Annotated in this window: 20 protein-coding genes; 11 read left to right on the top strand and 9 right to left on the bottom strand. The window is 72.4% G+C overall.

The annotated features are described in order from the left end of the window. Position 1: 1 nt before the first annotated feature. The 4 genes from OO62_RS15680 to OO62_RS15695 all read right to left on the bottom strand — a co-directional run bounded on the left by OO62_RS15680 (position 2) and on the right by OO62_RS15695 (position 4,089). Entirely contained in the window at positions 2 to 793 is a 792-nt protein-coding gene (locus OO62_RS15680; protein WP_033268007.1) for an MBL fold metallo-hydrolase, read from the bottom strand. Between the two features lie 57 nt (positions 794 to 850). Beyond that, positions 851 to 2,143: a sensor histidine kinase gene (locus OO62_RS15685; RefSeq protein ID WP_099869819.1), complete on the bottom strand. Its 1,293-nt coding sequence runs from the start codon at positions 2,141 to 2,143 to the stop codon at positions 851 to 853. Further along, positions 2,140 to 2,910 (bottom strand): hypothetical protein, encoded by a 771-nt coding sequence (locus OO62_RS40200; RefSeq protein ID WP_206738501.1) that lies wholly within the window; start codon positions 2,908 to 2,910, stop codon positions 2,140 to 2,142. The genes OO62_RS15685 and OO62_RS40200 overlap by 4 nt, the downstream gene beginning before the upstream one ends. A 228-nt stretch (positions 2,911 to 3,138) precedes the next feature. Continuing rightward, the gene (locus OO62_RS15695; protein ID WP_033268008.1) at positions 3,139 to 4,089 is read right to left on the bottom strand and encodes an SCO2400 family protein; all 951 of its coding nucleotides are present in this window, start codon (positions 4,087 to 4,089) and stop codon (positions 3,139 to 3,141) included. Positions 4,090 to 4,456: 367 nt separating this feature from the next. On the opposite strand from OO62_RS15695, the gene OO62_RS15700 reads away from it, so the two are divergent. Together OO62_RS15700 and OO62_RS15705 are read left to right on the top strand one after the other, a co-directional pair. Then, the gene (locus OO62_RS15700) at positions 4,457 to 5,236 is read left to right on the top strand and encodes an ABC transporter ATP-binding protein (RefSeq protein ID WP_078617182.1); all 780 of its coding nucleotides are present in this window, start codon (positions 4,457 to 4,459) and stop codon (positions 5,234 to 5,236) included. 6 nt (positions 5,237 to 5,242) lie between these two features. After that, positions 5,243 to 6,598, top strand: a complete 1,356-nt coding sequence (locus OO62_RS15705; protein ID WP_033268010.1) for an FtsX-like permease family protein — start codon at positions 5,243 to 5,245, stop codon at positions 6,596 to 6,598. Positions 6,599 to 6,704: 106 nt separating this feature from the next. Here OO62_RS15705 and OO62_RS15715 read toward each other — a convergent pair whose 3' ends face one another. Together OO62_RS15715 and OO62_RS15720 are read right to left on the bottom strand one after the other, a co-directional pair. After that, entirely contained in the window at positions 6,705 to 7,082 is a 378-nt protein-coding gene (locus tag OO62_RS15715) for a hypothetical protein (protein WP_033268012.1), read from the bottom strand. Between the two features lie 63 nt (positions 7,083 to 7,145). Next, a complete protein-coding gene (locus tag OO62_RS15720; protein WP_033268013.1) occupies positions 7,146 to 7,610 on the bottom strand; it encodes a hypothetical protein in 465 nt (154 codons plus the stop codon). 204 nt (positions 7,611 to 7,814) lie between these two features. Between OO62_RS15720 and OO62_RS15725 the strand changes: the two genes are divergently transcribed. The 4 genes from OO62_RS15725 (at position 7,815) to OO62_RS15740 (ending at position 11,491) form a co-directional block, all read left to right on the top strand. After that, the gene (locus OO62_RS15725; RefSeq protein WP_033268014.1) at positions 7,815 to 9,080 is read left to right on the top strand and encodes a sensor histidine kinase; all 1,266 of its coding nucleotides are present in this window, start codon (positions 7,815 to 7,817) and stop codon (positions 9,078 to 9,080) included. Then, on the top strand, positions 9,065 to 9,712 hold the full coding sequence (locus OO62_RS15730) for a response regulator transcription factor (protein ID WP_033268015.1): 648 nt from the start codon (positions 9,065 to 9,067) through the stop codon (positions 9,710 to 9,712). The genes OO62_RS15725 and OO62_RS15730 overlap by 16 nt, the downstream gene beginning before the upstream one ends. A gap of 233 nt (positions 9,713 to 9,945) precedes the next feature. Beyond that, positions 9,946 to 10,623, top strand: a complete 678-nt coding sequence (locus OO62_RS15735; RefSeq protein ID WP_033268016.1) for a DUF6445 family protein — start codon at positions 9,946 to 9,948, stop codon at positions 10,621 to 10,623. Between the two features lie 184 nt (positions 10,624 to 10,807). After that, entirely contained in the window at positions 10,808 to 11,491 is a 684-nt protein-coding gene (locus tag OO62_RS15740) for a hypothetical protein (RefSeq protein ID WP_033268017.1), read from the top strand. Between the two features lie 162 nt (positions 11,492 to 11,653). Here the strand turns inward: OO62_RS15740 and OO62_RS15745 are convergent, their stop codons facing one another. Continuing rightward, a complete protein-coding gene (locus tag OO62_RS15745; protein ID WP_033268018.1) occupies positions 11,654 to 12,082 on the bottom strand; it encodes a hypothetical protein in 429 nt (142 codons plus the stop codon). Positions 12,083 to 12,230: 148 nt separating this feature from the next. Then, positions 12,231 to 12,830: a DUF4142 domain-containing protein gene (locus tag OO62_RS15750; protein WP_033268019.1), complete on the bottom strand. Its 600-nt coding sequence runs from the start codon at positions 12,828 to 12,830 to the stop codon at positions 12,231 to 12,233. A 478-nt stretch (positions 12,831 to 13,308) separates the two neighbouring features. Between OO62_RS15750 and OO62_RS15755 the strand changes: the two genes are divergently transcribed. The 5 genes from OO62_RS15755 (at position 13,309) to OO62_RS15775 (ending at position 19,705) form a co-directional block, all read left to right on the top strand. Then, positions 13,309 to 13,608, top strand: coding sequence for a WXG100 family type VII secretion target (locus tag OO62_RS15755; protein WP_033268020.1), 300 nt, complete (start codon positions 13,309 to 13,311; stop codon positions 13,606 to 13,608). Positions 13,609 to 13,683: 75 nt separating this feature from the next. Further along, positions 13,684 to 13,992: a hypothetical protein gene (locus OO62_RS15760; protein WP_033268021.1), complete on the top strand. Its 309-nt coding sequence runs from the start codon at positions 13,684 to 13,686 to the stop codon at positions 13,990 to 13,992. A 31-nt stretch (positions 13,993 to 14,023) separates the two neighbouring features. Beyond that, positions 14,024 to 14,749 carry a hypothetical protein gene (locus OO62_RS15765; RefSeq protein ID WP_033268022.1) on the top strand — a complete coding sequence of 242 codons (726 nt, stop codon included), beginning with the start codon at positions 14,024 to 14,026 and terminating at the stop codon, positions 14,747 to 14,749. 25 nt (positions 14,750 to 14,774) lie between these two features. Beyond that, the gene (locus OO62_RS15770) at positions 14,775 to 19,256 is read left to right on the top strand and encodes an RHS repeat-associated core domain-containing protein (RefSeq protein ID WP_051733247.1); all 4,482 of its coding nucleotides are present in this window, start codon (positions 14,775 to 14,777) and stop codon (positions 19,254 to 19,256) included. Further along, positions 19,253 to 19,705 (top strand): SUKH-3 domain-containing protein, encoded by a 453-nt coding sequence (locus tag OO62_RS15775; protein ID WP_033268023.1) that lies wholly within the window; start codon positions 19,253 to 19,255, stop codon positions 19,703 to 19,705. The genes OO62_RS15770 and OO62_RS15775 overlap by 4 nt, the downstream gene beginning before the upstream one ends. 121 nt (positions 19,706 to 19,826) lie before the next feature. Here the strand turns inward: OO62_RS15775 and OO62_RS15780 are convergent, their stop codons facing one another. Then, a complete protein-coding gene (locus OO62_RS15780; protein WP_106974860.1) occupies positions 19,827 to 24,242 on the bottom strand; it encodes an FtsK/SpoIIIE domain-containing protein in 4,416 nt (1,471 codons plus the stop codon). Positions 24,243 to 24,353 lie beyond the last annotated feature (111 nt).

Below are 24,353 nucleotides of genomic sequence, written 5' to 3' on the forward strand. Positions count from 1 at the left end.
GTCATCGCACGACGAACTGCCCGCCCGGCTCCAGCAGGTGCAGCCGGTCGGCGAGGCCCGCCCGCTCGAAGGACGCGACCAGGGTCTCGGCGCCCTGGGTGAAGTGCTTCCAGTGCTCGAAGTGCAGCGGAACCACCGCCCGGGCGCCCAGGATCCGGGCCGCCTCGGCCGCCTGGTCGCTCGGCAGCGTGAGGTAGGCGTCGCCGAGCAGCGGGGTCTGCGCGCCGCCGGCGAACAGCAGCGCCACATCGACCGTCCCGGCCCGCTCGGCGACCGTGCGCACCACGTCGAGGGAGGCGTTGTCGCCGCTGACGTAGACGGTCGGCAGCTCCTCACCGGACAGCAGGAAGCCGGTGACCTCGCCGACCAGGTGCTCGGAGCCGTCCGGGCCGTGCTGGGCGGGCACACCGGTGATCCGCAGCGTTCTGCCGTCCGGGAGTGGCAGGGCGGTCTCCGCCCAGTTGGCCAGCGCCCTTACGGTGCCGCCGAGCCGCGCTTGGGCGGAGGCGGTGGACAGCACCAGCGGCGCCCCGTCGAGGAAGGCCCGGCCGGCGCGGTCGAGGTTGTCCGGGTGCTGGTCGTGGGAGAGCAGCACCGCGTCGACCGGCCCGAGCGTCGCCGCGTCCAGCGCCGGACCGGCGGTCTTGACCAGGGCACGGTCGCCGATCGGGTAGTCGCCGGGCGGGTCGAAGGTGGGGTCGGTCAGCAGCCGTACGCCGGCTGTCTCCAGGACCGCGGTGGGCCCTCCGAGATAGCGGACGGTCAGTGCGCTGACGGGGGTGGACTCGCTCATGGCTGCCTTTCGCGGGACCCGGCGTACATGTCAGCGTCAAGTGCCCGCGCGGACGGGCTATTCCCCCGGCCGGGTGCCGCTCGCCCCGGTGAGCCGGAGGGTGGCCACCGCCCCGCCGTCGGGCGCGTTCGAGAACCGCAGCGCGGCACCGAGCACCCGGGCCTGCCCGGTGGCGATCGTCAGCCCCAGTCCGTGGCCGGTCCTGCGGCCGTCGCCCGAACTGCTCTTGAAGCGCTGCGGACCCTCGTCGAGGAGGTAGCCGGGAAACCCGTCGCCGTGGTCCCGCACGGTCACCACCGGGCCGTCGACGGTCAGCACCACGGGCCGGCGGCCGTGCTTGTGGGCATTCGCGACGAGGTTGCCGAGCACCCGCTCCAGCCGGCGCTGGTCGGTCTCCACCCGGGCGTCCCGTACGACGCACACCTCGGTCGACGTCCCCGTGGCGCGCGCCGCGCGCTCGGCCAGCGGCCCCAGTTGGTGGACGTCGAGGTCGGCCCGCTCCACCTGCGCGTCGAGCCGGGAGATCTCCAGCAGGTCCTCGGTCAGCCGGCGCATGGTCCGGATGCGTTCCTGCACCATCTCCGTCGGGCGGCCGGGCGGCAGCAGCTCGGCCGCCGCGTGCAGCCCGGTGAGCGGGGTGCGCAGCTCGTGCGACACATCGGCGGTGAAGCGCTGTTCGCTGCGCAGCTTCGCCTGGAGCGTGGCGGCCATCGCGTCGAGCGCGGCCGCCACCGCGGCCGCCTCGTCCTGGGCGTGTCCGGGGCGCCGCGCCCGGGGGTCGTTGACGCGGGCATCGAGATCGCCGGTGCTGATCCGGCGGGCCACCCGCGCGGTGTGGTGCAGCCGGCGGGTGATGCGCGAGACGGCGACCAGCCCGACGAGCACGGTCGCCCCGATCGCGGCGGCCGAGGAGCCGATGATGGCGCGGTCCAGACCCTGCGTGGCGGCGGCCCGGTCGCTGTAGTCGAGGCGTACGGCCAGCGCCCTGCCGCCGTCGACCGGCGCCACCGCCCACATCGTCGGCCGGCCCCGGTGGTCGCCGAGCTGGGTGCCGCGCTCCTTGTGGCGCGCCATCTCGCGCAGCGGGCGGGGGAGGTCCGGCGGGTCCACCGCCGCGTTGCGGCCGAGCGGCTCCCCGGCGACGTACGTGGCCACGGCGTTGTCCAGCTCGTCCAGGGCCGCGCCGCGCGCCTGGCCCTCGGTCTGCCGGCCCACCAGGACGTGCACGAGGACGCCGAGCAGCGCGGCGAGGGTGCAGCACATGACGGTGAGGAAGACGGCGAACTTCCAGTAGAGCGTGGCCGTCCAGCCGGGCAGCCGCAGCGCCGCCCGCCGCCGGGCGGCGCTCACGGCGTGCGCTCCGGGGCGGGCGGGGAGACCGCGGAACGGCCCGGGGAGGGTGCGGCGCCCGCGGAACGGCCCGGGGCGGGCGAGGAGACCGCCCGGTCGAACTCCATCGCCCGGATCTCCATCGTCTGCCGCTTGTCGTCCCACGAGTGGACCGTGCGCATCTCGTACCCGGGCGAGCCGGTGGGCTCCCGCATGATCAGATCGCCGTCCGCCACCTCCACCGACAACGGGGTGCCGGCGGTGTCCAGGATCCGGTTCACCACCCCGCCCCGGAGCGTGTAGGCCCACACCGCGAGGACGTGCTCGCTCCCCTCGATGCCGACGATCAGCTCGGCCTTCCCGTCGTGCGTCAGGTCCTGGTACTGGGGCGCCCGCACGGGGCAGCGCGCCGGCTCGGTGGCGCAGCGGGCGATCCTCCGCTCGGTGGCCTTGTCGAAGGCCGGCGTGTGCGCCCGGGCGTCCGAGGCGATCTGTGCCCGTACGACGGAGAGCAGGTCCACCTTGCGGATGTCCCCGGACGCCTCCCGGCGCAGCCCGGGCACCGGCGACGGCCCGTCCTGACCGCTCCGGTCCGTCGGGGGCTGCGGCGCCGGCGGCCGTTCGGGCCACAGCCGCGCCGGCGCCGAGGCGACCCGGGTCGCGCCGGCCCCCTCGGGCTGCCCGGTGTCCGAGCACCCCGCCAGCGTCGCCGTCGCACCCATCACCACAAGGGCGAGCGAAACGGTCCGCGCCGGACCGGGGACGGGCAGGGAACGGATAAGGAGCACGGTACGTCCAGGAGCGCGGGCCGGCAGCGGATGCGGACGATGATGCTCCCCGCCGCGTATTACAGCAATCCGGCGGTTGCGTAACAACCGCCCATAAATGGTCGAACACCGCCACGACCCGCGCACCCCGTGGGGCCCGCCCCCACCCGGCGCAAAGAGATCACGGAGCCGGAGCCTTCGGCCACGGCCCCGGGCGACAAGGGCCGGGCCGCTCCCGCAGCACCCCGGTCAGCCGAGGCAGACGACCCCCAGCAGGCACAGGTGCGACGGCGAGGTCGGGTCGGCCGACGGCGACGTGGGAGCCGGCTGCTGGGTCTGCGGCTGCGTCTGAGTCGGCGTGGACGGCGTGTGGCTCACCGACGAGGAGCCCGCGTCGGACCCTCCGGCAGGAGCGGGCGTGCTCGTCCGCGGCGCCGCCGCCGGGCCGCTGCCGGCGCTGTCGGTGTGCGGGGCCGCGGCCGGTGCCGACGCGCTGTGCGGCGCCGTGCTCGGGGCCGCGGCAGGGTGGTTCGGCGCGGCGGGGGCCGCCTGCCGGCTCGTCGCGGCGGGGGCCGAGGCGGGGCTTGTGCCCTGCGGCGGCCGGCCGGCCGCCCTCGGCGGACGGCTGTCGAGGTGCCGCGAGGCCCGCGCGTCCGGCTGCTCCGACGCCGCGTCGGTGTTCTCCGTACGGGGCGTGCCCGCCAGCTCCGGGTCGGGCGATCCGGCCGCCTGCGTCTGACCCGAGGACGGCTTGTTCGGCAGCAGCGCCACGGTCAGGGCGCCACCGGCGAGCGCGAACGCCGTCGCGGCCGCGGCCCGGCGCCGGTGCTTCTTCCAGCGCGCCATCTGCCGACGCCGCGCGGCCCGGCCCTGCCCGGTGCTGGAGGAGCCGTCGAAGCCGTTCTCCGTACCGGCGTCCGCCCCTTCCGCGGCACTCTGCGCCGCGCTGCTCCCGACCGGCGCCGCGTCGAAGACATCCGGAACCTGCGGGGCACTCGGAACGTGCGGCGCGCTCGAAACGTGCGGGGCGCTCGCGGCGGTCGCCTCCGCCGGCCAGCTGTCCCACGACGGCGCCGCGGCAGCGGCCGCCGCGCCACCGCGGTGGCGGCCGGGCGGGGCTATGTCAGGGGCGTAATCGCCGCATCCCGGGCACACCAGCGCCCCGTTGAGGTTCCGGCGGCACGAGGAGCAGTAGTCCATCTGCGTTCTTTCTCTGCTGACTGCGCCGCCAGGGACGCCGGGATCTGGCCACGTTCGCACGCGGGATCGAGCGGCCAGCAACGCTAACGGCACCCACCGAAGGCATCGCGTAGACCTTGTGACGCTTGTGTGCAGATCCCCCACCACCCCCACACTCCCCACCCGACATGTCCCCTGAATCCAGGGATACCCCCCGTCACCACGAAGACTGCGCCCGCGGGTTTCCCCGCCCACGCGCACCGAAACGCCCCGACTACTTCCGCCCAGCGGCCCAACAGAGCGGAGAAAGGGGGGATCGGGGGACCAGAGACGAAGGATGCCCTCACGTTCCACTGACAACACCCCTTGCCGGGGATTGGATGGGCTCATGAAGAGGACTTCTCCGCCGCCCATCGACTACCGGCCCGTGAGCGGCGAACGCATGGCCGTCCACTTACGCTCCTTACGCAAGGTGCACGGAAAGGGGCCCGGCGCGGTCACCGCCCTGCACACCATCGACCACGGCTTTACCCACGGCACGTTCACCGCCGTGATGGGTCCCTCCGGCTCGGGCAAGTCCACCTTGCTGCACTGCGCTGCGGGGCTGGAGCGGCCCACCGCAGGCGTCGTCGAGCTCGGTGGGCGGGATCTGAGCCAACTGTCCGACCGGCAGTTGACGCTCCTGCGCCGCGACCATGTCGGCTTCGTCTTCCAGGATTTCCATCTCGTTCCGGCGCTGAGCGTCTCCGCCAACGTGGAGCTGCCACTGCGCCTGGCCGGACGCCGACCCGACACGCACTGGCGGGACGACCTGTTGACGCGGGTGGGACTCCAGGACCGTCGCCGGCACCGGCCCGGTGAGCTCTCGGGCGGTCAGCGGCAGCGCGTGGCTCTGGCCCGTGCGCTGGTCACGCGGCCCGAGGTGGTCTTCGCGGATGAGCCGACCGGCGCCCTGGACCGTGCCACCGGCCGTGAAGTGCTCGCGCTCCTGCGCGGTGCCGTCGATGACCTGGGCACCACCGTCGTCATGGTGACCCACGACCCACAGGCGGCTGCCTGGGCGGACGAGGTGCTCCTCCTGGCGGACGGACGCCTGGTCGACCGACTGGCCGCGCCCCACACCACAGCCGACACGATCGCGGCCCGCCTGGCTGACCTGGGGGTGTGACCGACCGTGCTCACCCTCGTTCTCGCCTCCGTACGCACCCGCCTGTGGCAGTACGCCGGTGCCCTTCTCGTCTCCTTCATGAGCGCGAGCCTGCTGACCCTGCTGGCCTCCGTCCTCGACAGCGTCCACCGCGCCGCGCCGGGCCACGGCGCCGAGCGGGCGGCCCAGTCCCTGCTCGGGCTGGTCGGCGGCACGTCGGGCTTCGCGGCCCTGCTGCTCGTCGCCAACACCCTGGTCCTGGTCGCCCAGCAACGCCGCCTGGAAATCGGCACCCTGCGGGTCATCGGCGCGACCGCCCCGCAGATCCGGGGCCAGATCGTGGGGGAGGCCGTGGTCGTGGCCGTACTGGGCGGTGTGACCGGCGCGGCCGTCGGCACCGCGGCGCTCAGCCCCGTACTGCAGTGGCTCATCCGGCACGGTGTCCTGCCGACCGGACCACAGGCCGGCTTCTCACCCGTCGGCTTCGCCGTCGGTGTCCTGTCCACCGTCGTGATCGCGGTCCCCGCAGCCTGGGCCGCGGTGCGCGGACCGCTGCGGATGTCCCCGATCGCCGCCGTTCGCGACGGGTCGGTGGAGGGCCGTGCGCTGCCTGTCGGGCGCACGATCGCGGCAGTGGCCACCCTGGCCCTCGCGTGGGCTGTCTGGGACCGCTACGGACGCAAGAGCGGAGTGCACGAGGCGATCAACGGGGCGATGGCCCTGTGCCTGACGCTGCTCATCGCGGCCTGGCTCCTGCTCCCGCTCGTGGTGCGCCCGGTGGCGGCACTCAGCGCGCTGCCCGGGCGACTGCTGTCCCGCTGTACGGGGCGGCTGGGCGCGGCGAACTGCGCGGCGGCGGGGCCACGGGTGGCGGCCATGGCCGGTCCGGTACTGCTGGCAGCCGGGCTCAGCGCCATGCTGCTGTGCGGCAATGCCGTGTCACAGGCGACCGTCACCGCCCACAGCACACTCCAACAGCAGAACAACGCCGTGGGCATGCGCATCCTGATGACCCCGCTGATCGTCTACGCGGCCCTCGGCATCCTGAACACCCTGCTGCTGGCCACCCGCCGGCGCCGCCAGGAGTTCGCCGCCCTTCGGCTGGCGGGCAGTACGAAGGCGCAGCTCCTGCGCATGCTGGGCTGGGAGTCGGCCACCGTGGTGCTCAGCGGGCTGCTGATGGCGGCGGTGGTGATCACGATCTTCCTCGCCGGCCTCGCGGCGCGGCTCGGGCCGCATCTCACGGTTGCCGACGTACTGCCCTGGGGAGCACTGGCACAGGTGGTCGCAGGATGCGCCGGGCTGGGCGTCCTGGGTGTGCTGGTGCCCGGCGTACTGGTGCTCCGCGTACGCCCCGCACGCGCGGTCGCGTCGGCGGAATAGGGCGCGACGCCCCGCCCTCCGTACACAAACCGACGACCGGCTCGGGTCCGCCGCGGGATTGCGTCGCCGGCTGCCGGCGTACGCCGCCCGCGGCGGACCCGTCCGTTCAGTGGTCGGAGTAGCTCAGGTCGCCCACCGTCCAGGCGGCGACATCCTCGATGGCGACGCGGTACATACCGCCCGTCTCCGGGAGGCCCACGCTTCCCTGCAGGATCCGCGCCACGTGGAAGTACAGGTGTGTGGGCTGCGCGTTCGGGTCCGGCGCACGGGTGCCCGCGCCGGCCGGTGCGAAGAGGGCCGAGAACGGCCCCAGCCGTTCCGACTTCTCCAGCACCTCGGCCACACGCTGCCGCCACGCGGCCTCGGGGGCGAGTCGTCCGGTGATGACCGCACCCTGGACGACGACGGTCAGAGACATCTGATTGCTCTGCTCCGACTCGACCCTGGCGGCGATGTCAACGAGCAATTCATCGGGCTTCGACACGAGCGAAGAGGTTACTACGCACCGGCGTTGCCCGCCCCTACCGCGTCCGACAGGCCGGGGCGGTCAGGGCTTGGGGAAGGTGGCGCGCAGTTCGGCGCCGTTGCTGAGGAAAGCGGCGGCGGCGAGGGGGAGGGCGCAGGTGGCCTGGGCCAGGGCGAACCACAGCGGGCAGACGCCGGGGATCAGGTCGACGGTGATGATCGCGATCGGCATGACGACCGAGAGGACCCGTACGCGGAGATAGGCCCAGCGTGCTCCCCGGGAGGCGAGGACGGTCATCCAGCAGACCACCGCGGCGCTGGCCAGGATGCCGCCCGATCGGCCCCACATGAACGAGGTCACCGTGTGTCCGGTGCTCGCGAGGACGGCGACCGTGAGGAGGACGGCGGCGCTGAGCGCTGCGTAGGCCGCGGCGAGGATCTTCACCTTGCGGAAGGTGCGACGGGTGGCCGGGTGGTGGAGGCGGGCCGCGCCGGCCGTGGTGGAGGCGGCGGTTCCCGTGGCGTTGCTGCTTCGTGTCGTCGTCATGGTGTTGACGCTAGAAAGCGCCGGGAGGACGCGGTATGGGCCTGGACGTACGGGTGGGTGGGGCCAGACCTACTTCCGCGGTGATCCGGCCGGAACCGGGCTTCTCGCGGCGCAGAGTGGAGGCACCTGGTCGAACGGGCCCGGGCCGGGCAGTGCGGCACCGCGTGGTGCCGCGCCCGGAGTTGGCACATGAGGGGAACGAGCATGCATCAGGTGAGGTCGTGGGTGGCGAGCGCCGGCGTGGGGTTCGTGCGGGCGTGCGTGGTGGTGGCCGTCACCATGCTGGTCCCCGCCGTGTGGGCCGCCGCCGTGGCGCTGGGCATCTGGTGGGGCGCGGCGAACCCGTGGTCGTGGCTCGCGCCGGTCGTGCTGGTGTGCGTGGGCACGCTCGCCCTGTCCCGCCCGGTCTGCCGGGTGGTCCGCCATCTCGTCGCGAGGTGGACCGCCACCGTCATCCCCGACGGATACCGGCAGGCCGGGCCGGTGACGCAGATGTCCACCGGGTACTGGTGGAACGGCTTCAGCTACGAACGCACCAGCCGCGACGCCCTCCTGGACCAGAAGTGGCGGGTCCGGTGGAGCGACCCCGCCAACTGGCGCGACCTGCGGTTCACGGGGATCGCGCCGCTCACCGCGGGCGTGGTGGCGGCCGTTCCGGTGGCCGGCATCGCGTCAGCGGTCCTCGGGTTGTCCCAGCCGGGGCTGCCCGCGCGCCTGCTCGGCGGGCTCGGACTGGTCGTGGCCGTCGCCGGCGCCCCGTACGCCTGGCGGCCCGTCCGGCCGGTGGCCGTCCGCTTCCTGCGCGCCTCGCCCGCGATGGCGCTGGCGGACCGGGTGGACGAGCTGACGGCCCAGCGCGCGGACGCCACGGTCACACAGGCCGCCGAGATCCGCCGGATCGAGCGGGACCTGCACGACGGCGCGCAGGCCCGCCTGGTCGCGCTGGGACTCGCCCTGGCGACCGCGGAGAAGCTCATGGAAACCGACCCCGGCCGGGCCAAGGCGCTGATGCGGGAAGCGCGGGCCGGCGCCGCCACGTCGCTGACCGAACTCCGCGAACTGGTCAGGGGCATCAACCCGCCGGTGCTGAACGAGCGGGGGCTCATCGACGCCGTGCGCGCGCTCGCCCTGGACAGCCCGCTCGAAGCGGAGGTCGGCGCCGACGGGCGGCTCCGGCTGGACCCGCCCGTCGAGTCCGCGGTGTACTTCGGGATCGCCGAACTGCTGACCAACGCGGTCAAGCACGCCCGCGCGACCCGGGCGCGGATCTCCCTCGCCCGGGACGCCGCCGACACCGCGATCGTCGTGGACGTCGAGGACGACGGCCGCGGCGGAGCCGAGGTGCGGGCCGGGGGTGGCCTCGCGGGGCTGCGCCGCCGCCTCGCGGTCTTCGACGGCACCCTGGAGGTCACCAGCCCGGCCGGTGGCCCGACCCGCGTGAGAATGGTGGTGCCATGCGCATCGTTGTAGCCGAAGACCTCTACCTGCTGCGCGACGGCCTGGTCCGCCTCATGGAGGCGTACGGACACCAGGTGGTGGCGACGGCGGCCACCGGGCCCGAGACGCTCGACGCGCTGCTGACGTGGCGGCCGGACGTCGCCGTCGTCGATGTCCGCATGCCGCCGACCCAGTCGGACGAGGGCCTGCGGGCGGCCCTCGACGCCCGCCGCGAAGTGCCAGGACTGCCGGTGCTGATCCTCTCCCAGCACGTCGAACAGCTCTACGCCCGCGAACTCCTGGCCGACGGCACCGGCGGCATCGGCTACTTCCTCAAGGAGAGCGTCTTCGACGCCGACCAGTTCATCGACGCCCTGGAACGCGTCGCCGGTGGCGGGACCGCCATGGACCCGGCCGTCATCGGCAAACTGCTGTCCACCGGGCCCTCGAACCGACGGCTTGCCGCGCTCACCGCACGCGAACACTCGGTGCTCGGCCTGATGGCCGAAGGACTGTCCAACCAGGCCATCGGCCGGCGGCTCTTCCTCAGCGAGAGCGCCATCAGCAAATACACCACCTCCCTGTTCGGCAAGCTCGGCATCACCGACGACGACAACAGCAACCGCCGCGTCCTCGCCGTGCTGGCCTACCTGAACAACCCGTGAGGCGCCGGGACGCGGGCCTCCCACCCCTCGGCGAGGCCCCGTCCCGCACTCCCTCCCGCCTACGACGGGGTGTTCCCCCGAGCGCCGTCCTCCCCCGTCCGAGGGGACCATCTCCTGGCGGTCAGGCGCCCGGCAGGGCGGATGGGGAACCCTTGACTGACGGTGGGAACCCTTGACTGAAGGTTGACCGCTTGCGTGGCGAGCTCCTGAAGGGAGCGAATTACGTTCCCTTCATGCCCCCACGCCCCACTGCCCCCACCCTGCCGGTCCTCCCGTACCGCAAACCGACCCGTGGCCGGGACTACTGGCTGCTGGACGACGTGCTGCCGGATCCGGGCGCCGTACGGGAACGCTGCCTGGCCAGGAACGACTGGACCGAGGGCTACCCCCACAAGCCCGAGAGCTGGCCGGGCCTGCGGACCATGCCGGCCCTGGAACCCGGTGAGTTGGCCCGCGTCGAGAAGCTGGTGAGAAAGGCGACCGGTGCCTCGAAGATCTGGGCCGAACGCCCGGCCGGCGGCGGCACCTTCAACCACAACTGCGTCCAGGTCGTCGGTGCGGGCGAGTGCGAGCCCCGCCCGCACACCGACTCCCGCAACCTCTGCCGCTACGCGGCCGTGCTCTACCTCAATCCCCTGGTCCCCAAGGACTTCGGTACCAGCTTCTACCGGCAGAGCCTGCCGGGCGGCTCCCTCGGCGGCAACCAGGTGGCCGCTCCGCACAACAACCTGGTCGACGCACTCGGCACCCGCTTCGTCGCGCCGGAATCCTTCGTCGAGGACGTCCGCGTTCCGCACCGCCCCAACCGGCTGCTGCTCTACTCCGCGAACCTGATTCACACGGCCACCGGCTACTGCGGCACCACTCTGGAGGAGAAACGGATGACGGCGGTCTTCTTCTGGATGGCCTGACCCGCCCCCGGCGCCCCGCAGGCGGCATCGGCCCGGTTCCTCGGGCTCTCCGCGGCGTCCTTCCGCTGCGCAAAAGCGTGTTAGCCGGGCATTAGCGGAGCGGCAGCCGTGCGCTAGTGGCCCCGGACAGAGTGGGTGACGTACCGAGGAGACAACGCAACCGACTGTCCTGGGGGGACCCCACATGAGCTCCAGCACCTCCGTCCGCACCGCTCGTCGCCGCACCGTGCGCGTCGCCGCCGCGGCCCTGATCGCGGCCGCCGGCCTCACCCTGACCGCCTGCGCCGGCTCGGACGCCGCCGACGCGAGGTCCGCGGGCCGCACGAACACCAGCTCGGCCGCCGCCGAGTCCACCGCCTCGGGCTGGTCCGGGCTGCAGAGCACGGGCGCCAAGGCGGACGTCCTGGGCAAGCAGTCGGGCGGCGCGCACGCCGCCAAGGGCGGCAAGGCGGCATCCCCGGTCCGCACCCAGCGCCTGGCGGACGGCATCAGCAAGGCCGAGATCTACCAGCTCGGCGACCAGCACTACCGCGCCAAGATCGTCGCCCGCGGTTCGGTCCTGGCGACGCTGGAGACGAAGGGGCACGACGACGGGCTCGACGCCAACGACATGTTCGTCACGCTCACGCTGGACGGCCAGGTCCATTCCTGGATGGGCGGCGGCCACCAGGGACCGGGCACCTTCAAGCTCGCGGGCGGCTGGACGGCCAAGGTCACGAAGGTCGGCGAGCTGCGGTACCGCGCACAGATCATCGGCCACGACGGCGTGGCCGCCACGCTGGAGACGAACCAGCACGACGTCGGGCTCGACGCCAACGGCATCTACATCGTGCTCAGCAGCGGCGGTGTGATCAGCGCCCACGCGTAACAGGCGCCGGTGCCCCTCGTGGCGCCGACGCGGCGCCGAGAAGTCCGCTGCCCCGGAGTGTCACACCGGGGCGGCGGACTTTCCGCTTCACGGTGCGTCATGCCGACGTGACTGCGGAGGTCAAGGCCATTCAGACGTCGAGCGTGACCGCCCGGACAGTTCCTAGTTGTTCTTGCACTTCTTGGTGTCCTTGTTGACGTCCATGATTTCGTTGATGTGCGCGAACTTGTACTTGCCCTGGGAATCGCCCTGGAAGGTGACGCACTTGTAGAACGGCGTCGATCCGTCGTTGTAGAACTTGAAGGCAGCGGTGACGCGCGTGCCGCCCAGGCAGTGGTTGTTGTAGTAGACCGTGGTGCTCGACCAGCCGGTCTTCCACGAGAAGTTGACCCGCCCATTCGACTCGTTGCACTTGATGCTGTCCTTCCCCGACTTCGGCGGGGCCTTTGCTGCCGGTGCGGTCGCGGCGAGCAGCTGGGAAGCGCCGGACACGGCAGGCGCGGCGGGTGCCGCGGACGCCGGTGCGGAACTCAGGCCGAGGCTGAGGCCGACGGCGGCGAGGACGGCTCCGGCCGATGTGAGAGTGCGCATCGAATTCCCCCAGGAGAGCGTGGATCACTACGCGTTGATCGTTCTGCGGCGGTCACGATCACTAAAGCTTCCGGCCCCAGGGGCGTCAACCCTCGACCGGGAGGCGAGCTTCCGGGTTGCTGCGTTCCACGACACGTCCCGGTGGAGGTCACTTGGGAATGGTCGAGGCGACATCGTCGAGGGTGGCGTCCCTGACGAGACCGGTGTCCTCCAGGACGTCCATGTGGTCCTGGACGGTGTTGTTCGTCTGCGTCGCCAATCGCCGCACCAGGTCGTTCTTGGTGCTTGCGCGGACTTCACCGATGGTGATGAAAATCTTGCCGTGGGAGGCCCGGAGCAGGTCCACGAAGAGCTGGTCGAAGGCGTGGCCCCGGGCATTCTTCAACTGCTCGACCCAGCCCTGCTGTTCCGCGGTGGCCTGGTCCGGGATCGGCACGTTCAACGCCTCGGAGTCCTCGCGATCCAGTTGGTCGAGCTTGCTGTGCCCCTCCAGAAGATGCATACCCGCGCGCTTGATGGCTTCGCTCGACGCGTGCGTCTGGGCGAGCCGGCCCGCCGGCATCTCCCACAGGCCGGCCTGCCGGACCTTGGTGAGGAAGAGCTTGTCCAGCGCGCTGAGTGGGCCGGTGTTACTCGCCTGAGGTGCGGCCTGACCGGTCCCCGACAGCGGGAGGTTCGCGGAGACCGACTCGTCGGCGGAGCTGTTTCTCTGCGCAAGCCACACGGATACGGCGGCGACAACTGCCATGAGGGCGACGGCAGCGGCTATCAGGCGGCCACGACGGGATGTGGCCCTCGGATTCCGTGCGTGAGATTTCATCATGCCTCCTGAAGTGCCCGACGATTCGTCGTGCGGGCGCTGTTGCGCCTGGCATTGCTGGGGCACGCACCACGCTAACTTTTGCATTGGGCAAGCGAATTGATTCAGCGATGATGCGCAAAAGCGCGCAGCGGACGGCTGCCGTCGCCTATGCTCCCGCCCTTCTTCGGTCCTTCTCCCGGCCCTTCTCCCGGCCTTCTCCGGACTTGTCCCGCCGTCCCCGTCGGCCTCTTGGCTGACCGCCGTTCACCTGCGGGGACGCGGCCGCAGCCCCGATCGGCGTGGCCGCTCTGCCGTGTTTGTCACCGTTCCGCAACAGCCGTGAACCGCCTCGGCAGGTGCCCCGTACAGCCCGGTGTGCGCGGCTCAGCGGCCGCAGCGATACCCAACGAGAGAAGGAATCGACATGGCCGGCGGCAACATCAAGATCAGCCCCGACGAGATGCGCGAGGCGTCGACCTGGCTGCAGAACCAGAAGGAACTGATGCAGCAGAGCCTCCACGAGGCCAACACCAAGATGGACGAGATGGTCGAGGCCGCCTACGCCACCCCCGGCTCCGAGAGCAAGTTCCGCCCGTACTGGGAGGAGTACAAGAACGGAACCGAGAAGGCGATCGAGGGCCTGCAGGGCGTCAGCGAGTTCATCAAGCAGGTCGCCGACGCGTTCGTCGACACCGACGACCAGACGGCCGGCTCCATCGGCTGACGTGCCCCGCATCGTCCGGCCCCGCCCTCCCCGTGAGGGCGGGGCCGGACGGCCGGAGCAGGGGAGGAGGCACCGATGGGGACCATCAGCGTTCCCGTGCAGGACCTGAAGGACACGGTCAAGGAGCTCCAGAACATCGGGGATCTGCTGGGGGATTCCGCGACGCTCTACCACGCCGCGGGCGACCGGGATGACTTCAAGCGCATCGCCGGTGACAGCAAACTCGCGCACGCCCTCGACGAGTTCGACAAGGCGTGGGCGGCCGGCCACGAGCGGGTCCACGACAACGTGAAGAAGTTCTCCGAGAACGTGGACACGATCGCCGAGAACTTCGTGCAGACGGACGACGACAGCGTCAAGGCGCTGGAGAAGAAGGACGCGTGAGCGGAAACGTCGCGCGGAAGGGAAAGGCGTCATGACGCAACCGGTCACGGAGCGGCCCGAGGGCGCGCCCGCGGGCTACACGCTGAGGTTCCCCGACTCCTGGTGGCAACTCGACCTCGACCCGAGCACCCGGGACGCGTCGATCCGCCGCCGTATCGAGGCCCAGGTGGAGAAGGCTCCGCAGCTCTCCCGCGAGCAGGTGGACGCGCTGATCCGCACCACCCGGCGGACCGCCCGCGAGGCGCACGCGCAGGGCGCGCTGCGGGCGTCGGGGATGCTCAGGATCCTCCGCGCGGGCAGCGGCCCCCTGGTGCTCAGCGCCACGATGGTCGTGCTCCGGCTCTCCGTTCCCGAGGAACAGTCGGAGGATCTGGCGGACCTCGTCGTCGCGGCCGCCATGCAGCTCGGCACCGAGGCGGAAGGCAGCGGACTGCCGCCCGGCGACGTGGAGTTGGTGGAACTGCCCGAGGTCGGAGCGGCCGGGCGGATCACCAGGATCGAGGAAGTGGACTACCAGGGGACGCGGGTGCCCACCGCGGTGCGACACACCCTGATCCCGGTGCCGAACAGCCGGGACTACCTGGTGCTCGCCGGCTCCACCCCCAACGTGGACCTGGCGGACCAGTTCTACGAGGTCTTCGACGCGATCGCGGAGTCGTTCCGCTTCGAGGACCCGGCCGGCACGTCCGGCGCAGCGGATCCGGCGGCGGATGCGGCCGGTGGAGGCCCCATGGGCGAAGCAGACAAGGGAAAGTGAGGTCGCGGCCATGGCGCGTCCAGCGGTGTCCGATTGGGAATCGGTCTTCGGGTTCGAGGACGACCCGACCCCGGGTGATCCGGAAGTGCTCGGACAACTCGCCCGCAGCTACCGTTCCGTAGCCGATAACGCGGGCGACGCCCTGCCCCTTGTCTCCGGGCTGGAGAACAAGCAGGTGGGCGAGGGCAAGACCATGGAGAAGCTCCGGGACAAGCTGGGCGACCTGGCCAAACAGGTGCGCAAGCTGCACAGCTCCTACGACCAGGCCGCCGGCGCCCTGGACACGTATGTGAATTCGCTGCGTGATCAGCAGCGGAATGCCGACAACGCGCTGGAGAAGGGGCGCGAGGCCAAGGAGCGGCTGGCGTCGGCCACCGAGGTCGTGCGTGCGGCCGGTGCCGACATCAGCCGGCTGGACGGGGTCACCCACCCTCCGGACGACGCCGAGGCGAGGGCGAGCACCCGGCGCGCGCTGGACGAGGCCCACGGCAAGCAGTCCACCGCGCAGGCGCACGCCGATGACGCGCAGGCGGATCTCGACGCGGCCCGCCTGCTGGCCGAGGACGCGCGGCAGGTGCGCGAGGAGGACGCCGCCACGGCGGCGCAGAAGCTGGATGACGCCCGGAGCGAGTCGGTCGACGGCTACAGCCTGTGGGACAAGATCAAGAAGGCGTTGAGCACGGCCTTCGGCATCATCAGCGCGGTGCTGGGCGTGCTGGCGATGCTGATACCCGGCCTGCAGGGCATCGGAATAGCCCTGACGATCGGCAGCATCGTGGCCGGCGCGGTGTCGCTGGGGATCAACCTGTCCACGATGGCGGAGACAGGTGAGTGGAACGTCCTTGAGATCGTGCTCGGCGTCGTGGGACTGGTCGGGGGCGGGGCCGCGGCCCTCAAGGGCCTCGGGGGGCTCGGTTCGGCCCTGAAGGGGATCAAGCCCCTCTCGATGAAGAATCCCCAGGGCGGCGTCCGCATCAACAGCCGGCCCGCGAACAGCCGCACCTGCAAGACGGACCCGGTCGATGTGGCCAGTGGCGAAATGCTGCTGCAGCAGGACGATCTGGAGCTGCCGGGCGTCCTGCCGTTGGCGATCACGCGGACGCATCTGTCGACGTACCGCTACGGGCAGTTCTTCGGCCCGTCCTGGGCCTCCACCCTGGACGAACGCCTCGAAGTCGACGACCGGGGGCGGGTGTTGTGGGCCCGTGAGGACGGCTCGATTCTGACCTACCCCAGCCTTCCCGCCGCCGGGTCGGATGAGGCGGTGCGGCCCGAGGAGGGCCCCCGCCTTCCGCTGACCGCTGAAGAAGACGCCACCACGGGCGAGGTCACGTACCGCATCTCCGACCCGCACGCGGGCCTCGTCTGCACCTTCGCGCACCATCCCGGGGACAGCGAGAGTGAGCTGTACTGGCTGGCCCGGTGGCAGGACCGCAACGGCAACGAGATCAGCGTCTCCCGTCTGGAGGACGGCACCCCGACGGCGCTGGTCCACTCCGGCGGCTACCGCGTCAACGTCCACTGCACCGCCGGTCTCCTCACCCGTCTGACGGTCACCACGCCCGAGGGCCCCGTCGAGGTCGCGTCCTACAGTCACGACGCGGACGGGAACCTCACCCACGTCACGAACTCGTCGGGCAGGGCGATGGTGTTCGCCTACGACGACCGGTCCCGCATCACCGCCTGGACGGACCGGAACGACTCCACCTACCGCTACGTCTACGACGACGACAACCGCGTCACACAGACCATCGGCCCCGACGGCTACCTCTCCTCCCAATGGAGCTACGACCCCGACCGGCACCGGACGCATTTCACCGACTCCTGCGGCGCGACGACCGTCTACCAGCTCAACGACCTGCATCAGGTCATCACCGAGACCGACCCGCTGGGACACACCACGGCCTCCGAGTGGGACCGCTACGACAGCCTCCTCGCCCGCACCGACCCGCTCGGCAACACGACGCGGTACGAATGGGACGCGCGCACCGGTGACCTCAGCGCGGTCCACTTCCCCGACGGCACCAGCGCCCGGACCCGCTACAACGGGTTCCACCTCCCCATCGAGACGGTCCTGCCCGGGGGCGAGACCTGGCTCCAGGAGTACGACGCCCGCGGCCGCCGCATCAGCGTCACCGCACCGGACGGCGCCACCACCCGCTTCACCCACGACGAGCACGGCGCGGTCACCTCGGTCACCGATGCCCTGGGCGGCGTGCAGCGCATCGCCAACGACGCCGCCGGCCTGCCGCTGACCGTCACGGACCCGGCACAGAACGTCACGACGGTCACCCGTGACGCGTTCGGCCGTTCGACGACCCTGACCGACGCGCTCGGTGCCCGCACCGAGATGGAGTGGACCGTCGAGGGGCGCCTCAGGCGTCGCACCCTGCCGGACGGCAGCGCCGAGACGTGGGAGTGGGACGGCGAGGGGAACTGCCTCACCCACACGGACCCCGCCGGCCAGGTCACCACCTCCGAGTACACCCACTTCGACCGGCTCACGGCCCGTACCGGACCGGACGGCACGCGCTACCGGTTCGCCTACGACACCGAACTGCGCCCGGTCCGGGTCCTCGACCCGCAGGGCCTGTCGTGGGACTACACCTTCGACGCGTGCGGCCGCCTGATCTCCGAGTCGGACTTCGACGACCGCACGCTCACCTACACCCACGACGCCGCCGGCCGCCTCAGCACGTACACCACACCCCTCGGGGAGTGCATCGGCTACGAGCACGACTCCATGGGACGCACCCTGTCCAAGGATGTCGCAGGCCGGCGCACCGACTATGCGTATGACGCCGCCGGGCGCATGCGCGAAGCCGCGTCGCCCACCTCAACCGTCCACCTGGAGTGGGACGTCCGCGGGAACCTGGTCGCCGAGACGGTCGACGGCGCCACCACCACCTACCGCTATGACGCACTCGGCCGCCGCACCGGGCGCGTCACCCCCACCGGCGCGTGCACCGAACTGGCCTACGACGCGGCGGGGAACCGCGCCGGCCTGACCGCTTCCGGGCACACCATCGGCTTCGCGTACGACGCGCTCGGCAAGGAGCTGGAACGCAGCTTCGGTCCGCACGGGGACCCGGTGACGTTCGCGACCGCGTACGACAGGGTCGGCCGTCCCGTCCAGCAGTCCCTGGGCAAGCGGGACCACACGCTGCGCGCCCGCGCCTACACCTTCCGCGCCGACCACCACCTGACCGCCGTCACCGACCAGCTCACCGGCGCCACCCGGCACTACGAGCTCGATCCCGGCGGCCGGCCGCTGACCGTGACGGCCGAGAACTGGTCCGAGTCCTACGCGTACGACGCGGCCGGCAACCAGATGGACGCGCACTGGCCCGACAAGGCACCCCGGACCGAGGCCCGCGGCCCGCGCACGTACGAGGGCACCCGGGTGCTCACCGCCGGACGCATCCGCTACGAGTACGACGCCGCGGGCCGCACCGTGCTGCGGCAGCAGACGCGCCTGTCGAAGAAGCCCGCCACCTGGCGCTACGAGTACGACGCCGAGGACCGTCTGACCTCGTGCGTCACCCCGGACGGCACGGTGTGGCAGTACGCCTACGACCCGCTCGGCCGCCGCACCGCAAAGCAGCGGCTCACCGACACCGGGGAGGTGGCGGAGGAGGTCCGCTTCACCTGGGACGGCACCCGCCTCGCGGAGCAGAGCGACAGCCTCACCCGGGTGACGCTCACCTGGGACCACGACGGGCACCGGCCGCTGGCCCAGACCGAGCGCCGGCTCGATCCGGACGACCAGGAAGAGGTCGACCGCCGTTTCTTCGCCATAGCCACCGACCTCGTCGGCACCCCCACCGAACTCGTCGACGAGGCCGGCCACATCGCCTGGCACTCCCGCGCCATGCTGTGGGGCACCACCGCGTGGAACCGGGACGCGACGGCCTACACACCCCTGCGATTCCCCGGGCAGTACGCCGACCCGGAAACGGGCCTGCACTACAACCTGCACCGTCACTACGACCCCGACACCGCCCGGTTCACCACCCCCGACCCGCTCGGGCTGGTCCCCGCGCCCAACCCCGCCGCCTATGTCCACAACCCGCACACCTGGTGCGACCCGCTCGGCCTCGCACCCGCCCCGGATCCGGACCAGGCCCTCAGGAAGGAGCTGCTGGACCTCGGCAAGGCGCGGATCCAGCATGTGCAGGGCGGCCTCGGTCCGGAGGATCACGTCCCGGGTGCCTACGCCACGGGCAAGGACAGGACCACCGGCAAGATCTATCACGGTGAAAGCCTCACCGACGAAAACCTCGCCAAGGCCGTGAACGATGCCCTGCCCGGCGAATCACAGCACCCCACCGGCCGCCCCCCGGGAGTCTGCGCCGAGCCACGCATGTTCACGAACGCCATCAACGACGGCGCCGACCCGAAGAACGTGGACCTGGTGACGCAGAACGCCAAGGGCAAGAAGTTCAAGATGTGCGAGAACTGCCGGACATGGGTTCCCGGCTTCGGAGGAAAGGTACTTTCAGGATGAACGGCCCCCACCACCACCCGGCGGCGCAGTCGCTGCGAGAACGCCTCGCGGGCACGGCCCGCGTCGAGGCACGCCGGCTGGACGTCGAGGACGCCTGCCGGCAATACGCGGACGCGGGTTACGACGTCACTGCGCAGCTGCGTGCATTCCTCACGGCGTACGGCGAGTTGACGATCACCTGGCCCTTCCGGCGCGGCGAGACAGACCTCACGATCGCGGTGGAGAAGGCGCTGGACGTCCCGGACAGAAACGTTCGCCTCTACGGCAAGCGCCTGGGGCAGTCCGTCCTCCCCGTGGGCATCGCCTTCTCCACCGAGGAGGCGGTCCTTCTGGCGGAGAGCGGCGAGATCTTCTTCGGCGGGGATGCCGGGATGCAGCGCGTGGCCCACGACTTCGAGGCTGCCGTCGAGGCCCTCGTCACGGACGACTGGGACAAGACCTTCTTCTGAGCGCCGGTCCGTCGGCCCCGGGACGCCTGAGCCGGCCCCGCCCCGCAGACGAGAGGGCTCCCGCCGATCACCTCGGCGGGAGCCCTCCGTACTGTGCGGACGGTGCGTCCGGCAGGGTGGATCAGGCAGGTGCGTCCGGCTTGGGCAGCACCGTCTCCGGCACCTGGACGGTACGCAGCACGCCGTCGCCCAGGTGCAGGATGGCCCGGCCCGGGCGGGTCGCGCCCAGGCGGCTGCGGGGCACCTTGACGCCGATCAGCTCGCCGTCGCTCATGTTCTGCGGCTTCAGCAGCAGACCGCACCGGTTGCGGCGGGCCTCGGCGTGCCAGCCGGAGAAGCCGGAGGAGAGCCGGTCGGTCTGCCCAGCGATCACCAGGCCCCGGCCGGTCTCGGCACCGGACTTGGCGATGGGCGTGAGGACGGACTCGGCCTTCGACTTCAGCAGCAGGTCGGCGTCGTCCAGGATCACCACGGCCCCCTCCGGCGCGGACGCCAGGGCCTGTTCCAGCGCCGCGGGCTCGATGTCGGCCTCGTCGAAGACCGCGAGGACCCCGGGCCGTCCGGCGAGCCGGCGCAACGGCGACCTGGCGGGCGCGCCGACGACGAGGGGCGTCCCGACCGACAGCAGCGACAGTGCCAGCGTCGCCAGGACGGTGCTGCGTCCCGAGCGGGCCGGGCCCGCGACGAGGAAGGTCGGCGTGACGGAGAAGTCCGGCCCGAACGCGGTGAGTTCGTCACCGCCGACACCGGTCAGCGCCCAGCGTGCGGACGGCAGCGGCTTCGGCACGTACCGGGCCGCCTCCTCCCAGGTGAGCCGGTCCGGCAGGATGTCGACCCGGAACGGCCGGGTGCCGGCCGGCAGCTGGGCCGCCCGCTCGCGGCAGTACTCGGCGATCTGCTGGAGCGCCACGGCCTGCGCCTGGCCCTCCGGGTTGTCCGTGAGGAGCGCGATCTGCACCTCCGCCTTGTCGGCGGCACGGAACGCGCGGCCCGGCGGGATCTCGTCGGGCACGTTGCGCTGGGTGATGCCGATCATCCCGTACTCGGACTTCTCGTTCAGCTTCAGCACGAGCTTGTCCTCGGTCGAGCCGTTGACCCGGCTGGAGAACAGCGCCCGGTCACCGGTCATCACCAGGTGGATGCCGGCACTCGCGCCGTCCCGGAGCAGGGTCAGCACGGAGTTCAGCAGGTTCCCGGCGTCGTACTCGCCGAGCTGCTTGTCGAAGACCTCCCACCGGTCGATGAACAGCACGATGTGCGGCGGCCGTTCGGCCTCCGGCAGGGCCCGGCGGAGCTCCGGCAGGTCGGCGCTGCCGCGGGCGGCGAGCATCTCCTGGCGCCTGGTCAGCTCCTCCGTCAGCCGGGCGAGCAGCCGGGCCACCCGGTCGGGCTGGGTGCGCTGGGTGACGGCCCCGCAGTGCGGCAGTCCTTCGAGGGGCAGCAGCGCGCCGTTGCCGCAGTCGATGCCGTACATGTGCAGCTGGTCCGGCGCATGCGCGAAGGCCAGGGTGCCGGCGATGGTGCGCAGCGTCTGCGACCGGCCCTGCCGGGGCGAGCCGATGATGTGCAGGTGCCCGAGCGTCGCCGGGTCGATCACCAGGGGCTGCCGGGCCTGTTGTGCGGGCAGGTCCACCACGCCGTACGCGACGGGCGCGAGGTCGTAGTCCGAGGGCGGGGGCGGCGGCAGTTCGCCGGTCACCAGCACCTCGGGCAGCGGCGGCAGCCAGGGGCTGTGCTGCGCGGGGATGCCCATCTCCCGGTCCGCCTCGCGGATCGCCGTGACGAGCCCGGTGAGGTCGGTCTCCACCTCGGCGGGCGCCGCCGCGGCGCGGGGCCGCGCCGGCAGCGGCTCGCCGAGCCGCTCCCAGCCGACCGACACCGCCCAGGGCGCCGGCAGCGAGGTCGCCGTGGCACCGGGCCGGCGGCCGCCGACCCGTCCCGACTGGAACGGCACGAGGGAGTTCTGGCCCAGGCGCACATAGGCGCGGCCGGGGGTGCCCTGCGAGATCCCGGCGGCCTCCGGAGAGTTGAGGACGTCCGTGCTCTCGCCGGCGTCCGTCACCCGGAGCGCGATGCGCAGGTTGGTGTTGGCGCGGATCTCCGAGGACACGACGCCGCTGGGGCGCTGCGTCGCCAGGATCAGGTGGATACCGAGGCTGCGGCCCCGCTGGGCGATGTTGACCAGGCCCTTCACGAAGTCCGGCAGGTCGCGCACCATCGAGGCGAACTCGTCGATGACGATGAGCAGCCGGGGCATCGGCTCGCGGCCCGCCGGGTTGCGCTCCAGCAGGTCGACGTAGTCCTCGATGTCCTTGGCGCCGGCCGCGGCGAGGATGTGCTCGCGCCGGGTGAGTTCCGCCGTCAGCGACACCAGGGCCCGCTCGACGAGGTGGGCGTCGAGGTCGGTGACCATGCCGACGGTGTGCGGCAGGTCCACACAGTCCTTGAACGCGGAGCCGCCCTTGTAGTCGACCAGGACGAACGTCATCGCGTCCGGACGGTTCGCCACCGCGAGCGAGGCGACCAGCGTCTGGAGGAGTTCGGACTTGCCGGAGCCGGTGGTGCCGGCGACCAGCCCGTGCGGGCCGTCACGCCGCAGGTCCAGGTAGAACGGGCCGTCCAGGGAGACGCCCACGGCCGCCCGGGTCGAGCGGCCCCCGGCCGCCCAGCGCGCCTTGATGCCGGCGGCCTGCGGCGGGTCGAGGGCGAGGACGTCCAGCAGCCGCGCGGAGCCGGGCAGCACCGCGGCCTCCTCGTCGGCGCCGCCCGAATCGCGCATCGGGCCCATCGCCCGGGCCAGCGAACGGCACCAGTCCAGGGACACCGCGTCGGGCCGGATGCCCCCGACGGTGCCCCGCCCGGAGCGTCCCACCCTGACGGTTCCGCCGGGCTCCTCGGCGACGACGGCCTGGCACTCCTCGGGCAGCAGCCGCTCCTCGGCGTCCAGGCAGACCGCGCGGATGCCGACGGCCGGACCGTCGCGCAGGATCTGCGCCACGCCGGGCAGCGAACGCAGCCTGCGGGCCCCGTCGAGGATGACGAGCACGTCGGGGCCGGGGGCCCGGTCCCGCCGGCCCTCCCGTCCGGCGCGTTCGACGATCAGCGCGGTCAGTTCGGCGACCCGCCGGGCGCAGGTCTCCGTGCCGTAGCCGATGCTGGCCGGGGTGTCGCCGGACTTCTTGCGCACGTGCGGCAGCCAGCGCAGCCAGGACCAGCCGTCCCGGCCCTGTTCGCCGGTCGTGAGCAGATGGATCTGGAGGTCACGGGGGCTGTGCAGGACGGCGGCCTGGGCGACCGCCCAGCGCGCCACGGCGCGCGCGGTCGGGCCCTGGCCCGCGATGCCCAGGACGTCGTGCTCCCGCAGCGGAACGGTCACCGGGACGTCGTACGCGGTCCACGGGTCCTGGCGGCGGTGCTCGTCCTTCGTCGGGTCGTGCAGGACCACGTCGGAGGGCAGGTCGGCGGTGCCGATGCGCAGTTCCAGGAAGTCGGCGTCCGAGGTGCGGCGCTCCCACAGGCGGCGCCGGGGGCCGACGGCGGTCAGGACGACCTCGGCCGGGTCCGGGAAGCCGCGCCGCCGGGCGGTGCGTTCGGCCGCCAGGGCCTGCGCCGCGTCGCCCTCGATGCGCGCCTTCTTCTCCTCGTACTCGGCGACACTGCTGGAGTGGGACTGGCGTCCGGTGCGCCGGCTCATCAGGAAGTTGCCGACGACCACGACCGGGGAGAGCAGCCCGAACAGCAGCATCGACATGCGGCCGAAGGCCAGCGCACCGGCCACCGCCATCACCACCGGCGCGGCCGCGGTGATCCACGGGAGCGGCCGGGCGGCCGGCGCCGCGGGCGGGGTGGGCAGGGTGAAGCGGGTGGCGGTCTGGGCCGGCCGCAGCCGCGGCGGCCGGTTGTAGTCCCAGCCGGTGCCGTCCTCCGACGGCTGCACGGCCGCGTCCGGCTTCTGCGGGAGGGCGAGTTCGAGCAGGCAGCCGCCGACGAGGAGCTGCGCGCCGGCCGGCCAGGCGGTCGCCTCGGTGAGGTCCTCGCGGTCCAGTTGCAGGGTGCCGCCGCCCTGCGTGGACGCGTCGGGCGCGATGCGGCAGCGCCCCGCGGGGCCCACCGCCAGGACGGCGAACGGGCGGTCCGGTACGGCGCGCAGCACCTGGGCGGTCCCGTCGTGGGCCAGTCCGATCCGGTACTCGCCCATGTCGAGCCGGTGCACGGTGCCCGCGCCGGCCCCGCCGACCGTACGGACCTCCACCAGCCCGTCCGGTTCGGCCGACGAGGTGCCCGCCGGGCGGCCCAGGCCCACGATGGCCGCGTGGTGGAGCGGCGCGTCCCGCAGCCGCATGTCGGCGGGCAGCAGCCGGTCGCCGGCGTACAGGCCGAGGCCCTCCGGGGGCCGGGGGACCCTCCCCCTGGCTTCGCCGGGGGGACCCCCACCCGCCCCGGCCAGCGCCTCCGCGACAGCGCTCACGGGCGTGTCGGGGTCGGCGTCGAGGTGGACGTCGAACGCGTCCCCGCCCCCCTCGACCACGGTCAACATCAACGACACGAAAACGTCCTCCAGCCGGCGTGAATGGGGGGCCTCGGCAGCCGCACTCGGCGGCTCCCGTGCCACTGACGGGACCTACGGACCCCGGCCGCGGATGGTTCA

It is taken from the genome of Streptomyces lydicus (assembly GCF_000717345.1).
Taxonomy (GTDB): domain Bacteria; phylum Actinomycetota; class Actinomycetes; order Streptomycetales; family Streptomycetaceae; genus Streptomyces; species Streptomyces lydicus.